This window comes from Sphingomonas sp. UV9 (assembly GCF_004101245.1).
GTDB lineage: Bacteria > Pseudomonadota > Alphaproteobacteria > Sphingomonadales > Sphingomonadaceae > Sphingomonas.
The window spans coordinates 291,156-303,959 of the sequence record NZ_SCIN01000003.1; the positions used below are offsets into that span (position 1 = coordinate 291,156).

Here is a 12,804-nt window from a genome sequence, read left to right on the forward strand (position 1 = left end):
GACGCTTATGGGTGATTCGCATTGAGCCGAGCCTGAATGCGACCGTTATCCGCCGTTCATGCTTCCGTGCGCGGCCTGAGACCCTATGAGGGCGAGATGCGGCGCCTGACCACTATCCTGCTCGTGTGCGTCGGCGTCTGCGCGATCGTCCCGACCTGGTCGGGTGAGGCGCGGCTCGATCTGCTTGGCACGCGCCCGCAGCTGACCGCGACGCGCGTCATGCTCGATCGGACCAACCCGCGGCATGTTCGCGTCGGGGGGCTGACCTATCTTGGCGGTGTGGCGCTTGCCAGCCGCGATCGGGCGTTTGGCGGGTTCTCGTCGCTGGACGTCGCCGCTGCGGTCACCGGGAATCGCTTCACGCTGCTCAGCGACGGCGGCAATGTCGTGCAGTTCGACATGGGGCCGGACTGGCGCCCGCACCGCATCGCCTTCACCAACCTGCCGGCGGGGCCCGGCATCGGCTGGGAAAAGCGCGACCGCGACAGCGAATCCATGGCGATCGATCCGAGGACGGGGCAGGTCTGGGTTGGGTTCGAAGATAGCGATGCGATCTGGCGCTATTCGCCGGGGTTTGCGCGGTACGAGGCGCGTGTGGCGCCGGACGCCATGCGCAAATGGCCAGCGAACGGGGGCGCGGAATCGATGGTTCGGCTGCCGGATGGCCGATTCGTCGTGATCAGCGAGGAGGCGCATGTGCGTCGATCGGACTGGACCGGGTCGGAGAAGGAGCGACTGCACACGCGGCAGGCGTTGATCTTCGCGGGCGATCCGACCCGGGCCGCGCCGCCGTCGCGTTTCGCCTACGCGCCGTATGGCCGGTATGATCCTTCGGACGTCACCGCGTTGCCGAATGGCGACCTGCTGGTGCTCGATCGTGGGTTTCGCCTGCCGTTCACGTTCTCGGCGCGGATATCGCGGGTAGCAGCGCGGGACGTGGCTGCGGGGCGAATCGCCAGGGGGCGGCTGATCGCGACGATCGATGCGCCGCTGATCCACGACAATTTCGAGGGGATCGACACGACGCAGGACGACGGCGCGACAATCGTATGGATCGTGTCGGACGACAACCAGATGTTCCTCCAGCGGACGCTGCTGCTGAAGTTCCGGTTGGATCGATAGCCCACAAACGCCGACGGCCCGCCCTGCGAATGCAGGACGGGCCGCGGTGTCGTCTCGAGCGTCGCTGTTAGGCGGCGACCGCCGAGGCTGCGATCTTCTTGACGACTTCGCGCTTCAGGCGGCGAACGCGCAGCGACAGCTTGTCGTCCGAGGTCTTCACCAGCCAGTTGTCGAGGCCGCCGTTATGCTCGACGGTACGCAGGCCGTGCGTCGAGACGCGCAGCTTGACGCCCTTCTCGAGCGAATCGGAAAGCAGCGTGACGTTCTGCAGGTTCGGCAGGAACGTACGCTTGGTCTTGTTGTTGGCGTGGGAGACGTTGTTCCCGACCATCCGGCCCTTGCCGGTCAGTTCGCAAATGCGCGACATGTGATTACCTATTCAAGTGTCGGGAGGAACCCCGGAAAGGCGCGCGGATAGCTGGCACGCCGGCTTTCGTCAACCGATTGTGCACAAACCGGTTGTGCAACCCGCGGCATTCGAGGACGTTGTTACGCTATCGAACTGTTCACTGCGAGCCGTTCAAAAAGGGGATGTCCTATGCGTACGCTCTTGTCACTAGTGGCTATCGTGATTCTCGTGGTGGTCGGGCTGATGTATTTCGGGATCATCAACATCGACCAGACCCGCCAGGGCGTCGTCCAAGCGCCGAAGTTCCAGGCGGACGTTGCCAAGGTCACGCTCGGCACTGAGAACAAGACGGTCGCGGTGCCGACGCTTAACGTCGAAAAGCCGGGCAACAGCCAGGCGCCGAACTGAGCTTTACGGGACGCGGGCGGCGGGGCAGGGGCTGAGGCCATGTTCCCCGTCCCCGAACCCATGCGCCGCGCGCTCGACGCGGCGCGCGCTACGGCGCTGGCCGGGGAAGTCCCGGTCGGCGCCGTTGTCGTGAAGGACGGCGTTATTGTTGCGACCGCGGCCAATGCGCCTCGGGCGTTGTGCGATCCGACAGCACATGCCGAGATCCAGGCGATTCGCGCCGCGGCTTTGGCGTTGGGTAGCGATCGGCTCGAAGGCTGTGACCTGTGGGTGACGCTTGAGCCCTGCGCGATGTGCGCCGGGGCCATCGCGCATGCCCGGATTGCGCGACTCTATTATGGGGCCGCCGATGCGAAGGGCGGGGCGGTCGAGCATGGGCCGCGGTTTTTCAGCCAGCCTACGTGCCATCATCGACCTGAAGTTTACGCAGGGATCGCCGAGTCCGAGGCGGCGGGGATCCTGCGGGAGTTCTTCGCGAAGCGACGGTAGGACGATGCGATCCGTGATCCTCCCCCGCCAGGGGGAGGTGGCGCCGAAGGCGACGGAGGGGGAGGACACGACACGATAGTTCGTCGCTTTCCTCCCCCTCCGTCTGGCGAGCGCCAGCCACCTCCCCCTTGCAGGGGAGGATTGGGTTAGCCTTCCAGGCTCTTTGACGCCTGTTCGAACAGGTCCTTCGACAACCCCGGCGTCCGTACGATCCGCTCCAGTTCCGCCCGCATCAACCCGGCGCGCGCGGCATCGAACCGCCGCCAGCGACCGAGCGGCGGGAGGAGCTTCGCCGCGGTCTGCGGGTTCAGGCGATCCAGCGCGATCAGCTGGTCCGCGAGGAACCGATAGCCGCTTCCATCGGCAGTGTTGAACGCGCGCTGGTTCGCGCCGAACGCGCCGATCAGCGAGCGGGCGCGGTTGGGGTTGGTCAAAGTGAAGTCGGCATGCTCGGCAAGTGCGGCGACGACCGCGCCGGTATCGTCGCGCGACGACTGCGCCTGCGCCTGGAACCATTTGTCGAGCACCAGTGGATTGTCGCAATACTGACTGTAGAAGATGTCGAGCGCGGTGGTGCGGATGTCGGACTCGCTGCTCACCAGCGTCGTCAGCGCACCCATTCTGTCGGTCATGTTGTCCGCCGAATCGAACTGCGCGAACGCGAGGTCTGCGGCATCGTCCGCGCCGCTCGCCGCAATGTAGCCGAGCGCGACGGTTCGCAGGCGACGTAGCCCCTTGCCCTCGGGCGTGTAGGCATAGGGCTGGCCCTCGCCGCGTCCATACGCTTGTCGCCATTGTGCTTCGAGCCGCGTGCCGAGATCGCGGCGCAAAGCCTCGCGCGCGCGGAAGATCGCCTCGGGATCGACGACCGCCATCTGGTCACCGATGAAGCTCTCGGACGGTAGCAACACCGCCTCTGCGACGAACGCCAGGTCGAGATCCGGATTATCCAGCGTGTTGGCGACGGCGGCGATCACGCTCTCATGATCTGCACGGCCTTCCACCGCGGCGACCAGCGTGTCGAGCATCAATTGCTGCATTGCCTCATACCGCGCGAACGGATCGTCGTCGTGCGCGCTGAGGAAGGCGAGATCGGCGGCGGTGCGGTCGCTCTCGACCACCACGGGTGCGGAGAAGCCGCGGTTGATCGACAGTACGGGCCGCTCGGCGAGGCCTTCGAAAATGATTGTGTCGAGCGTGTCGTCGAACATCACCAGTCGCTCTTCGATCAGCGGCTGGCCCGAGTCCGCGCCGAAAAGCTTGATCCGCAGCGGTAGAACCATCGGCGACTTGACCGGCTGGCCGGGCGTGGCGGGGACCTGCTGGGCGAGGCGCAACGTGGCGCGGTCACCGTCCTGCGAAAGGCTGGCCGAAACACGCGGCGTCCCCGCCTGCGAATACCAGAGGCGGAACTGGGTGAGATCGACGTCGCCGCCTTCCTCCATAGACGTGACGAAATCTTCGCAGGTCGCGGCCGTGCCGTCGTAGCGGTCGAAATACAGGTCGGTGCCCGCGCGAAAGCCCTTGGGGCCGAGGATCGCGGCCATCATCCGGATCAGCTCGGCGCCCTTGTTGTAGATCGTGGCGGTGTAGAAGTTCGAGATCTCCTGGTAGGATTCTGGTCGCACGGGATGCGCGAGAGGGCCGGAATCCTCAGGGAATTGCGACGCGCGCAAGCCGCGGACGTCTTCGATGCGCCTGACCGCGCGCGACCCCTGGTCGGCGGAGAAGCCCTGGTCGCGGTAGACGGTGAAGCCTTCCTTCAGCGACAGCTGGAACCAGTCGCGGCAGGTGATCCGGTTGCCCGACCAGTTGTGGAAATATTCGTGCGCGACGACCGCGGCGATCGCGTCATAGTCGTAATCGGTCGCGGTATCCGGGTCGGCCAGGATGTAGCGCGAGTTGAAGATGTTGAGGCCCTTGTTCTCCATCGCGCCGAAGTTGAAATCGTCGACCGCGACGATGTTGAACACGTCGAGATCATATTCGCGGCCATAGGTCGTCTCGTCCCACGCCATCGCGAGTTCGAGCGCCTTCAACGCGTGGTCGGTCTTGGGCAGGTCGGCCTCGCGGACCCAGATGCCGAGCGACACCTCGCGGCCCGACATTGTCGTGAAGCTGCTGCTGTTGACCGCCAGGTCGCCGGCGACCAGCGCGAACAGGTAGGAGGGCTTGGGGAACGGGTCGTGCCAGGTCGCCCAATGCCGCCCGTCGTCGAGATCGCCTTGTGCGACCGGATCGCCGTTCGCCAGCAGCACGGGGAATTGTGCCTTGTCCGCGGTCATCCGCACCGAATAGACGCTGAGGACATCGGGCCGGTCGGGAAAATAGGTGATGCGGCGGAAGCCCTCCGCCTCGCACTGGGTGCAGAGATTGCCGCCAGACGCGTAGAGCCCCATCAGCTGCGTATTGCGCTCGGGTGCGATATCGACCTGCGTCTCGACGACATGGGCGGTGCCGGGGAGCGGGATGACGAGCTGCTCGCCGTCGATCCGCCAATCGTTGATCGCTACGCCGTCGACGGTCACGGACAGTGGTTTCTGCCCCGCGCCGTCGAGCCGCAGCGGCGTGTCGTGATCGCCGTTCCGCGTCACCGACAGCGTCGCGGTGACGCGCGTAATCGACGGATCCAGGGCGAAATCCAGTTTCGTCTCGAGGACCAGCCACTCGGGCGGGGTATAATCCTCGCGGCGAATGACGAGCGGGTGGGCGAGACTGTTCTGGATATCGAGCATATGCTTTCGAATATAGGGCCGTGGCTGCCTATCGCCAGCCAAAGCTTGCGCCGGGGTCGGTGCATGCTAGGCGGATGCAACACGTTCCCTTTGCAAGGATTTCCGGATGTTTCGTCCTTTTGGCGCGCTCGCGTTGCTCGCGCTTTCCACGTCGGTTCTCGCACAGACGGCGCCCGTGGCTGCTCCGGATCCTGCCGCATTGAACGCAAAGCTTGCCGCGCCGCTGCCGGCCGACCAGGCGGCGATGAAGGCGCATGTGCTCTTCCTCGCGTCCGATGCGATGAAAGGGCGTGAGGCGGGTAGCCCCGAGTTCGACATCGCCGCGCAATATGTCGCCGCGCAATTCTACGCCGCGGGGCTGCGGCCGGGGGGCGATGCCGGCGGGTATCTCCAGACCGTGCCGCTCGTGTCGTACAAGGCGGCGAGCAAGGGTGATTTCGTCTGGACGGGGCGTGAGGCGGCTCAACCACTGGTTTTCGGCCAGGATTACGTGCCTTCCGCAAACGGCGCGAAGGCCGAGACTAGCGTGTCGGCCCCGGTGGTGTTCGTCGGCTACGGGATCGACGCGCCGCAATATGGCCAGGACAATTACAAGGGCGTCGACGTCCGCGGCAAGATCGTCGCCTATTTCGGCGGCGCACCCGCGCGCCTCGGCGGCGAAGAGCGCGCCTTCTTCGGCTCGGGCGGCACCAAGGCAGCGGTCGCGCAAGCCAAGGGCGCGGTCGGCGTGATCACGCTGGAGAGCCCGCGCACCGCCAAGGTCCGGACGTTCGCCAAGCTGGCGGACTCCTATGCCTCGCCGCGGATGACCTGGGCGAACCCCGACGGCACCGGCAAGGTCGACGCGCCCCGCGCGCCGTCGCTCGGCACGGTCAGCATGGCCGGTGCGGCGAAGCTGTTCGTCGGCGCACGCACGCCGTGGACCAAGGTCGCCAAGCAGGCGATGGGCGCCAACGCCAAGTTCAAGGCGGAGCCGCTGGTCGGCACGCTGTCGGTCGCGACCAAGACCAGTTTCGTCCCCGCCAAGAGCAGCAACGTCGTCGGCATGATCCCCGGAAATGATCCGGTGGTCGGCAAGGAAGTCGTCGTGCTGTCGGCGCATCTCGATCACATCGGCATCACGAAGCCCGTCGCCTCTGACAAGAAGGGGGGCGACGCGCTCAACAACGGCGCGCTCGACAACGCGATCGGCATCGCCAGCCTGATCGAGGAAGCGAAGCGCTTCACCGCCAGCGGTCAGGCACCCAAGCGCACAATCATGTTCCTCGCGGTCACCGGCGAGGAGAAGGGGCTGGTCGGCAGCGACTATTTCACCAACCATCCGACCGTGCCGCTTTCCTCGATCGTCGCGGACGTGAATCTCGACATGCCGATCCTGACCTACAAGTTCGAGGACATGGTCGTGTTCGGCGCAGAGCGCTCGACGATCGGCCCGATCGTGCAAAAGGCGGTGGCCGCGATCGGCGTCGGCCTGTCGCCCGATCCGATGCCGGAAGAGGGCATCTTCGTCCGCTCGGACCATTTCCGCTTCGTCCAGAAGGGTATTCCGGCGGTGTTCCTGTGGCCGGGTCAGAAGGGGCCGGGCAAGGCCGCGGTCGCGTATTTCATGGCGAACAATTATCACAAGCCGTCGGACGACCTGTCGCAGCCGATTATGTGGGATCAGGGCGTGCGGTTCGTCGATGCGAACTACCGGATCGCGCGCGAGATCGCCGACGGCGCACAGCGGCCGGTGTGGAATGCGGGCGATTATTTCGGGACGCTCTACAAGGGGCCGATGGCGGATAAGGCAGTGCGCAAATGAGCCGGCTGCTGGTCTTCGGCCTCGGCTACACCGCCGGGCGGCTTGCCGATCGACTGGCGGCGGACGGCTGGCATGTCGTCGGCACCACGCGCGACGGTCGCGGCGAATCGATCCGGTTCGACGATACCGACGCGGTGACCGCGGAGATCGCTGCGGCGACGCATATCCTGTCGTCGGTGCCGCCCGAGCATGAGGCGGACCCCGTGCTCGGGCGCTATGGCGCGCTTTTGCTGCGGAGTCGGGCGTGGGTCGGCTATCTGTCGTCGACGGGTGTATACGGCGATGCGCGCGGCGCGTGGGTGGACGAGACCGCGCCGATCGGCGGCGGCCGGCGCAGCGCGCGGGCGGCGGCGGATGCGGACTGGCTGGCGCTTGGCGCGCGGACATTCCGGTTGCCCGGCATCTATGGGCCGGGTCGCTCGCCGCTCGACCGCGTGCGCGCGGGCAAGGCGCACCGGATCGAGCAGCCGGGGCAGGTGTTCAGCCGCGCGCATGTCGACGATATCGTCTCGGGCGTGATCGCCGGGTTCGATGCGCCGGCGGGGGCGTATAATCTCGCGGACGACGTGCCCGCGTCGCAGAACGATGTCGTGGCGTTCGCGGCGATGCTGCTCGGCATGCCCGCGCCGCCGTTCGTGACGCTCGAGGAACTGACCGCGATGGGGCGCGGCTTCTATGCGGAGAACCGGCGGGTGGCGAACGGCAAGGCCAAGCGCGTGCTCGGCTGGACGCCCGCCTGGCCCGACTACCGTGCCGGCCTGCGCGCGCTGAGTGCGATGACGAGCCCGATGCCGGACAAGACTGCGCCGGCGACGGCCAGCGTCGACCAGTGATAGCGCTCGAAGATCGTCGATAGCAGCATCGCGATCACCGGCACGATCACGCCCGAATAGGCCGCCTTGGCGGGGCCGATCGCGCGGATGACGTTGAAATAGAGCGGGAAGGCGAGCGCCGACGCGAACACGCCGAGATAGAGAATGCCGGCGACGTAACCGAAGCGCGGCTCGAACACCGGCGGCCCCGTCGTGATCCACGCGAACGTCGCGTCGAGCGTCGCGCCGATCAGCATCGCGATCGCGAGCGTCGGCGCCATCGGATAGCGCTTCGCGAACGCGCTGCCTTGAATGACGTTGGCGACCGATGCGGCCATCACGCCGCCTAGCGTCAGGAGGATGCCGATCGTGGCGGAGCGCGGCCCGTGCGGATCGACGCGTGCCTCGTTGACGAACAGCAACGCGACCCCGGCCATCGCGACCGCACACCCGACCATCAACTGCCGCCCGAGGCGTTGCTTGAGGAAGATACGGCCGAATATGGCGTTGGGGACGAGCAGGAGCGCGAACACCACTGCCACCAGCCCCGACGTCACATAATGCTCGGCGCGGTAGACGAAGTTGAAGTTCAGCGTGAACAGCGCGATGCCGATCACGGCGGCGAAGGCGTAGCCGCGCGCGTCGAACTTGAAGCTCTCGCGCTTGACGCTCGCGTAGATCGCCATCGCGATTCCCGCGACGAGGAAGCGGTAGCTGATCGACCAGCTTGGCGGCACGACCGCGATCTGGTCGCGGATGACGAGCCAGGTCGACCCCCAGATCAGCGTGACGATCCCGAACGGGATCAGCACCGCGGCGCGGGTCGACTGGGGCGGGTCGGTCGGGCCTGTCACAGTTCGCGGATGGCGTCGGCGAGCAGGTCGACCGCGTCCGCCGGGCTGTCCCATGCCGTGACGAGCCGGATTTCGCCTGCCGCCCAGTCGTAAAAGTCGAAGCCTTTCGCGCGGAGGGCGGCGGCTTCGTCGGGCGTCGCGCGAAGGAAGACTTCGTTCGCCTCGACCGGGTGGACGAGGCGGTCGCCGGCCGCTGCGGCAAGCCGGGCTGCGGCGTCGTTCGCGGCCTTGGCATTGGCAAGCCAGAGGTCGTCGTCGAGCATCGCCAGGATCTGCGCGGCGAGATAGCGCCCCTTCGACAGCAACAGGCCCGCGCGCTTGCGGCGATATTGCGTGACGGCGGCGAGGTCGGGCTTGAAGAAGACCAGCGCCTCCGCGCTCATCGCGCCGTTCTTGACGAAGCCGAAGCTGAGCGCGTCGACGCCGGCGCGCCACGTCATGTCGGCGGGCGAGCAGCCGACCCGCGCCATCGCGTTGGCGAACCGCGCGCCGTCCATGTGGAAGCCGAGCCCGCGGTCCTTCGCCAGCGCGCCGATCGCGGCGACCTCGTGCGGCTGGTAGACGCGGCCATATTCGGTGGCGTTGGTGATCGAGATCGCGTGCGGCTGGACGCGGTGGACGTCGTCGGGGATCGCATCGAGAACGGTCCGGATCGTCTCGGGCGTCAGCTTCGCGCCGATGCCGTCGGCGAGGAACAGCTTGGCGCCGTGGGTGTAGAATTCGGGCGCGCCGCCCTCGTCGTTCTGGATGTGCGCGTCGCGGTGACAGACGATACCGCCATGCGGGGGGCAGAGCGCGGCGAGCGCGAGGCAGTTGGCCGCGGTGCCGGTCGGGACCCAGAGGACGGCGACCTCGGTCTCGAACAGCGCGGAGAGGCGGCCGTCGAGCTGCTGGCTCCACGCATCGCCCGCATAGGCGGTGTCGAGCGTGTCGGCGGCGGCCATCGCGGCCATGACGTGGGGATGGATCGTGGCGGCGTTGTCGGAGAAAAAGCGCATGGTCAGGACATGCTGCGATGCAGTGATGGCGTCAACGGGGGCTTCGACCGAGCTGTCCCCTTCTACTTCGTCATCCTGGGCTCGACCCAGGATCCAGAGCCACGGGCGGGGTCATTTGTGGCTCTGGATCCTGACTTTCGTCAGGATGACGGTGGGGGGGGGGGAGGGGATCACTGCCCCCCGTCATACCCCGGCTCTTCCTCGGGCGGGCGGCGATCGTCGCGGGGCGGCGGGCCCTCCTCGCGGTCGCGGCGCGAGGGGCCGACCGAGATCGTGCCGTCCTCGCCCATCTTCAGGTTGAAGCCCATCCCTTCGATCTCGCCGCCCAGCGGCAGCATAGAATTGTCCTGCTCGTCCGCAGGCAGCGCGTCCGGATCGACCTCCTCGACCGCGGGCGGCGGCGCGGCGACGGGCGCGATGCCCAGCGCGGACTGCATGAAGTCGCGCCAGATCCGCGCCGGGATGCCGCCACCCGACAGTCCGGGGTTCGAGCTGTTGTCGTCGTTGCCGACCCACACGCCGACCACCAGGTCGCGCGCGAAGCCGACGAACAGCGCATCCTTGTTGTCCGAGGTCGTGCCGGTCTTGCCGAACGCGTCGACGGTCAGGTTCGCCTGCCGCCCGGTGCCGTTCCGGATCGACGCGGCGAGCAGGTCGAGCATCTCGTCGTGGATCTTGTCGGGCATCGCGGTCGCGCCGCCGGTCAGTGACTGGTACCAGCCCTTTTCGCGCACATCGGCGAGGCCGCGCGGCTGGACCGGATATTGCTCGCGCGCGACCGCGGCATAGGCGGCGGTCAGCTCGAGCAGCGACACGGTCGAGGTGCCGAGGCCGATCGTCGCCTCGCTCGGGATCGGCGTCGAGATGCCGAGATCGCGCGCCGCCTTGATCACCGCCTTCACGCCGACCTGTTGCGTAAGCCGTGCCGCCGCGACGTTGGACGAGCGCGCGAAGGCCTGGCGCAGCGTGATCGTCCCCTGATAGCGACCATCGCTGTTCTTGGGCGACCAGTCGCCGATCGTCACCGGGCTGTCCTCGATGGTCGAATCGGGGGTCAGCCCCTGGCGCATCGCGGCAAGGTACACGAACAGCTTGAACGTTGAACCGGGCTGGCGTCGTGCCTGAGTCGCGCGGTTGAACGGGCTCTTGCGGTAATTCTTGCCGCCGACCATCGCGACCACCCGGCCATCGGGCCGCATCGCCACCAGCGCGACCTGTGCCTGACGCAACCCCGCGCGCGCGACGGTCCGTTCGGCGGCGCGTTGCAGGCGGGGATCGAGTGTCGTCTGGACGGTCGTTTCGGTCTTCACCTCGCCCGCCTGGTCGCGCGCCTCTGGCAGGATCCAGTCGGCGAAATAGGTCCCGTTGGGGAGTTGCCCGGGACGGCTTGCGAGCACGCGCTGCGGCTGGACCGCGTCGCCCTCCGCCTTGGTGAGGAAGCCCGCCGAGACCATCGCGCCGACGACCACGGCCTCCCGCTTGCGCGCGCCTTCCAGGTTGGAGGTGGGCGCGAGGCGCGACGGTGCCTTCACCAGCCCGGCGAGCATCGCCGCTTGTCCCACGTTCAGCTTGTCGGGCGTGCGGCCGAAATAATGCTTGGCCGCCGCGGTGATCCCGTAGGTGTTGTCGCCGAAATAGACGTTCGACAGATAGCGCGAGAGGATCTCGTCCTTCGACAGCCATGCCTCGAGCCAGAAGGCGATCATCGCCTCGCGGATCTTTCGCGTCGCGGTGCGGTCCGAATCGAGGAAGGCGTTCTTCGCAAGCTGTTGCGTGATCGTGCTGCCGCCCTGGCGCACGCCGCCCGAGCCCATGTTGGCCCAGGCCGCACGCGCGATACCGCGCGGATCGACGCCCCAGTGCGAGTAGAAGCGCCGGTCCTCGATCGCGAGGAAGGCCTGCGTGACATGCGGTGGCAGCGTGGCGGCATCGACCGGCTTGCCGATGATCGCGCCACGCCTTGCGATCGGCGTACCGTCGTCCGCGGTCAGCGTGATCGAGGGGGGCGTCGGTGGCAGGAGAGATTTCGACAACGGCGCGGTGATCGCCAGCCAGATGATCGCGATCACCAGCAGGACGATGCCGATGCCAAGGCCGCGCAGGATCCACCGACCGATCGGCCGACGCGGGCGCGGCGTGCGGGGCGGAACATAGCCCGCACTTGGGTCGCGATCATACGGGTACGGATCTTCGCCGTCCCGCTCTGCCTCGTATTTCTGGCGCAGGCGTTCGCGTTCGGTGATCAGCCGCTCGCGCTCATAGGCATAGGGCTCGCGGTCGCCGCTTGAGCTGGAACGGGAAGTGTCGAAGGGATCGGGGCGCATCGGTCGTTCCAGCGGGTCGGCCAAGCGGCGGACATCAAGTGTATTATCGTTCTACGACAGCTCGGGCAAGCCCGTGAGCGTCCGGCGTATGCACATGCTTAACGTGTACCGGGGCTTAGCGACAGCGTTTGCGGGCGGGCGGACCTGCAAGTGGCCAGGCTTGCGAGTTGGGCGTGGCGGTGGTCGGGGAGCGAGAACGGACCCAAGCCCTGTTGTCATCGCGCGACGAAACGGGGAAGAGCGTGTCGATGACGTTCGAACAGGATGAAACCGTGGCCGCTCCCGACACTCTTCCCTTGGCAGTTGGCCCCTTGGTCGTGGGTATCGGCGGCACGATTGGCGGCGTTTCGTCGACCGAGCGCGCGCTGCGGATCGCGCTCGATGCGGTCGAGAAGCAGGGCTATCGCACGCAGATGTTCGGCGGCGCCGACATGGCCCGCCTGCCGCTCTACGATCCGAAGGCGACGACGCGGACCGCGGACGAGCAGGCGTTCGTCGAGGCCGTACGCGGTGCATCGGCGGTGATCATCGCCAGTCCGGGCTATCACGGCAGCATTTCCGGCGTGGTGAAGAACGCACTCGACCTGCTGGAGGAAACCGCGCGCGATGAGCGGCCGTATCTGGCGGACATGCCGGTCGGGCTCATCGCCACCGCCTATGGTTGGCAGGCGACGGGCAGCACGATCGCCGCACTGCGCTCGATCGTCCATGCGTTGCGGGGATGGCCGACGCCGTTTGCCGCCGCGATCAACACACAGGCGACCAAGTTCGACGACGAAGGTGGCGCGAGCGATCCTGCGGTGGTCGAGCAATTGCGTCTGGTCGGGCGACAGGTTGCACGGTTCGCGCCCTTGTCCGAACCGGCGAACTAGGGCGACGTTCGATCCTCCCCCCCCAAGGGGGAGGTGT

Annotated in this window: 11 protein-coding genes; 6 read left to right on the forward strand and 5 right to left on the reverse strand. The window is 67.1% G+C overall.

Annotation, left to right across the window (positions count from 1 at the left end):
- Positions 1–96: 96 nt before the first annotated feature.
- Positions 97–1,122 (forward strand): esterase-like activity of phytase family protein, encoded by a 1,026-nt coding sequence (locus EQZ23_RS13730; RefSeq protein ID WP_128455004.1) that lies wholly within the window; start codon positions 97–99, stop codon positions 1,120–1,122.
- A gap of 67 nt (positions 1,123–1,189) precedes the next feature.
- Here the strand turns inward: EQZ23_RS13730 and rpmB are convergent, their stop codons facing one another.
- Complete coding sequence (rpmB, locus tag EQZ23_RS13735) at positions 1,190–1,489, reverse strand: 50S ribosomal protein L28 (RefSeq protein ID WP_055874131.1); 300 nt, start codon at positions 1,487–1,489, stop codon at positions 1,190–1,192.
- A 171-nt stretch (positions 1,490–1,660) separates the two neighbouring features.
- Here rpmB and EQZ23_RS13740 point away from each other — a divergent pair, with 171 nt between their 5' ends.
- Both EQZ23_RS13740 and EQZ23_RS13745 read left to right on the forward strand, forming a co-directional pair.
- Positions 1,661–1,879, forward strand: a complete 219-nt coding sequence (locus tag EQZ23_RS13740) for a hypothetical protein (RefSeq protein WP_128455005.1) — start codon at positions 1,661–1,663, stop codon at positions 1,877–1,879.
- A gap of 39 nt (positions 1,880–1,918) precedes the next feature.
- Positions 1,919–2,368: a nucleoside deaminase gene (locus tag EQZ23_RS13745; protein ID WP_240663576.1), complete on the forward strand. Its 450-nt coding sequence runs from the start codon at positions 1,919–1,921 to the stop codon at positions 2,366–2,368.
- A 146-nt stretch (positions 2,369–2,514) separates the two neighbouring features.
- Here EQZ23_RS13745 and pepN read toward each other — a convergent pair whose 3' ends face one another.
- Entirely contained in the window at positions 2,515–5,103 is a 2,589-nt protein-coding gene (gene pepN / locus EQZ23_RS13750; RefSeq protein ID WP_128455006.1) for an aminopeptidase N, read from the reverse strand.
- Between the two features lie 106 nt (positions 5,104–5,209).
- Between pepN and EQZ23_RS13755 the strand changes: the two genes are divergently transcribed.
- On the forward strand, positions 5,210–6,907 hold the full coding sequence (locus EQZ23_RS13755) for a M28 family metallopeptidase (protein ID WP_128455007.1): 1,698 nt from the start codon (positions 5,210–5,212) through the stop codon (positions 6,905–6,907).
- Positions 6,904–7,740 (forward strand): NAD(P)-dependent oxidoreductase, encoded by an 837-nt coding sequence (locus tag EQZ23_RS13760; protein ID WP_128455008.1) that lies wholly within the window; start codon positions 6,904–6,906, stop codon positions 7,738–7,740. The genes EQZ23_RS13755 and EQZ23_RS13760 overlap by 4 nt, the downstream gene beginning before the upstream one ends.
- Here the strand turns inward: EQZ23_RS13760 and EQZ23_RS13765 are convergent.
- From EQZ23_RS13765 to EQZ23_RS13775, 3 genes are all read right to left on the reverse strand, one after another.
- On the reverse strand, positions 7,653–8,573 hold the full coding sequence (locus EQZ23_RS13765; protein ID WP_240663577.1) for an EamA family transporter: 921 nt from the start codon (positions 8,571–8,573) through the stop codon (positions 7,653–7,655). The two genes, EQZ23_RS13760 and EQZ23_RS13765, sit on opposite strands and share 88 nt — an antisense overlap.
- Complete coding sequence (locus EQZ23_RS13770; protein ID WP_128455010.1) at positions 8,570–9,571, reverse strand: beta-eliminating lyase-related protein; 1,002 nt, start codon at positions 9,569–9,571, stop codon at positions 8,570–8,572. The genes EQZ23_RS13765 and EQZ23_RS13770 overlap by 4 nt, the downstream gene beginning before the upstream one ends.
- Positions 9,572–9,741: 170 nt before the next feature.
- The gene (locus EQZ23_RS13775; RefSeq protein ID WP_128455011.1) at positions 9,742–11,895 is read right to left on the reverse strand and encodes a transglycosylase domain-containing protein; all 2,154 of its coding nucleotides are present in this window, start codon (positions 11,893–11,895) and stop codon (positions 9,742–9,744) included.
- 248 nt (positions 11,896–12,143) lie between these two features.
- Here EQZ23_RS13775 and EQZ23_RS13780 point away from each other — a divergent pair, with 248 nt between their 5' ends.
- A complete protein-coding gene (locus EQZ23_RS13780; protein WP_128455012.1) occupies positions 12,144–12,767 on the forward strand; it encodes an NAD(P)H-dependent oxidoreductase in 624 nt (207 codons plus the stop codon).
- The last annotated feature ends 37 nt before the right edge of the window (positions 12,768–12,804 follow it).